This is a genomic window from Pseudonocardia pini (assembly GCF_013870575.1).
GTDB lineage: Bacteria > Actinomycetota > Actinomycetes > Mycobacteriales > Pseudonocardiaceae > Pseudonocardia > Pseudonocardia pini.
In genome coordinates, this window is the sequence record NZ_JACBXB010000810.1 from 1 (window position 1) to 2,426 (window position 2,426).

Consider the following 2,426-nt stretch of genomic DNA (forward strand, 5'->3'; position numbering starts at 1 on the left):
CCCGTGCACGCGGGCGACGCTGGCCAGCGAGCTGGGGCTCAACCGCAGCACGATCAAGGCGGTCGTCGACGGGCTGGCCGAGTCCGGGGTGGTCACCGAGGCCGTGCCCACCCAGCGCTCCGGGGCGGGCAGGCCGTCGCTGCTGGTGCTGCCGGAGGCGCAGGCGGCGGTCGTGCTCGCCGTCGACGTCCGGGTGGAGCAGGTCTCCATGGCGATGGTCGGGATCGGCGGGCAGATCCTGGGCAGGCACAGCTGGAACCTGCACCGCACGACCCGGCTGCCGGGCGAGGTGATCACCCACGTCGCGGAGTCGGCCCAGCTGCTGAGCGACGAGCTGGGCGTGCGCGCGCAGTCCGTCGGGGTATCGGTGCCGGGCGTGGTCCGCCGCGCCGACGGGCTGGTGCACGAGGCGCCGAACCTCGGCTGGCGGGAGGTGGCGCTGGGGGAGCGGCTCACGGCCGTGCTCGGCGCCCCGACGCAGGTCGCGAACGACGCCGAGCTGGGCGCGCTCGCCGAGCACCTGCGCGGGGCCGCGCGGGACGCCGCCGACCTCGTCTACCTGTCCGCGGACGTCGGCGTGGGCGGCGGCGTGATCGTCGGCGGGCAGCCGCTGCGCGGCACCGGCGGGTACGTCGGGGAGCTGGGGCACATGATCGTCCGGCCGGGTGGGCGGTCGTGCTTCTGCGGGGCACAGGGGTGTTGGGAGACCGAGATCGGCGAGCCCGCGCTCTGCCGGGCGCTGGGTCTGCCGGAGGACACCCCCCGCGGTGCGCTGGTGGCCGAGCTGCGGTCCCTGGAGGCGCACCCCGCGCGGATCGACCTGCTCGCCGAGCCGGCGGAGTGGCTGACGACGGGGCTGGTCACGGTCGTCAACATGCTCGCCCCGGAGCTGGTGGTGCTGGGCGACCTCTTCGCCGCCCTGCCGTCGCCGCTGGTGGAGCGGGTGCGCCGCGAGGTGAGCACCCGCTCCCTGGTCAGCCGCGCTGCGGGCGGCACCCGCATCGCGATCTCCCCACTCGGCCGGGACGGGAAACTGGTCGGTGCCGCGGAGCTGGCGTTCGAACCCGTCCTGGGCACGGTCTGAGCGCGCGCCCCGATGTCCGACTCGCGCGTCGAAACCGGGGGACTCGCGCGTCTAAACCGGGGGACTCGCGCACCCATCCCGCGAGTCCCACGGTCTCGACGCGTGAGTCGGACACAGCGGCGCGCGAGTCGGACATCGGGCTCGCGAGGGGGACGGGGTGGGGTGGTGGGTGTGTAGGGTCCGCGCCGTGATCGACGGGGACGGGGTGCATCGGGTCTCCGGCACCGAGCACGTCGCGGTGACCACCCGCGTCCTCACCGCTCTCGGGGCACCCGGACGGGCCGCGCGGGAGCAGGCCGAGGTGCTGCTGGAGGGGGACCTCCGGGGGTCATCGGGGTGTCCAGCGGCGCCTCGCTCGGGGCGGTCGGCGCGATCGTCCTCGGCGTCACGGCCCTGGGGTCCTGGACGGTCCCGGTGGCCGCGTTCGTCGGCGGTGCCCTGGCCACCGCGGTGATCTACGTCCTGGCCGCGCACGACAAGTCGGGTGCCACCGTGACGATGCTGCTGGTCGGCATCGCGATCGGGGCGGCCTGCGGAGCCGTGACCGGCTTCTTCACCTACATCGCGGACACGGCCGAGCTGGAGCAGCTCACGTTCTGGTCGATGGGCTCGCTGGGTCGCGCCGACTGGGACGACCTCGGTGCGGCACTGCCGGTCTTCGTCGTCGGGCTGGTCGGGCTGCTGACCCTGTCCAGGCCGCTGGACCTGCTCGCCCTCGGCGAGCGGCAGGCGCGCCACCTGGGCGTGGACGTCGAGCGGGTGCGGTTGCTGCTGGTCGTGTTCGCGGCCCTGCTGGTGGGGGCGGCGGTGGCGTTCGCGGGGGCCGTCGGGTTCGTGGGGCTGGTCGTGCCGCACATCGTGCGGCTGATGATCGGGCCGGGACACCGCTGGCTGCTGCCGGTGGCGGCGGTGCTCGGCGCCCTGCTCATCGTGGTGGCGGACACCGCCGCCCGGACCGTCGACCCGCCGCTGGAGGTCCCGCTGGGGCTGTTCACGGCGGCCCTCGGCGCGCCGTTCTTCCTGTGGCTGGTCCGCAGGCAGCGACCGAAGGGGGTGCTCTAGGTGATCCGGGTCAGCGGCGTGACCCTGCGGGTCGGCGAGGCCACCATCCTCGACGCCGTCGACCTCGAGTTCGCCCCGGGGACCCTGACCGCGCTCGTCGGGCCGAACGGGGCGGGCAAGTCCACCCTGCTCGGGGTGGTCGCGGGGGATCACACGCCGAGCGCGGGTGTGGTGGAGCTGGCGGGGCGCCCGGTTCGGGACTGGTCCAGCCGCGAGCTCGCGGTGCGGCGGGCGGTGCTCGTGCAGGACCACCGGGTGCGGTTCGCGTTCACCGTCCGGG

General features: G+C 75.1%; 3 protein-coding genes. All 3 read left to right on the forward strand.

The annotated features are described in order from the left end of the window. The coding region (locus H5J29_RS29310) for an ROK family protein (protein WP_181784214.1) at positions 1-1,084 on the forward strand (1,084 nt) is incomplete at its 5' end. A 330-nt stretch (positions 1,085-1,414) separates the two neighbouring features. Next, positions 1,415-2,146 carry a FecCD family ABC transporter permease gene (locus H5J29_RS29315; RefSeq protein WP_181784216.1) on the forward strand — a complete coding sequence of 244 codons (732 nt, stop codon included), beginning with the start codon at positions 1,415-1,417 and terminating at the stop codon, positions 2,144-2,146. Continuing rightward, a partial coding sequence (locus tag H5J29_RS29320; RefSeq protein ID WP_181784215.1) for an ATP-binding cassette domain-containing protein occupies positions 2,147-2,426 on the forward strand: 280 nt, incomplete at its 3' end.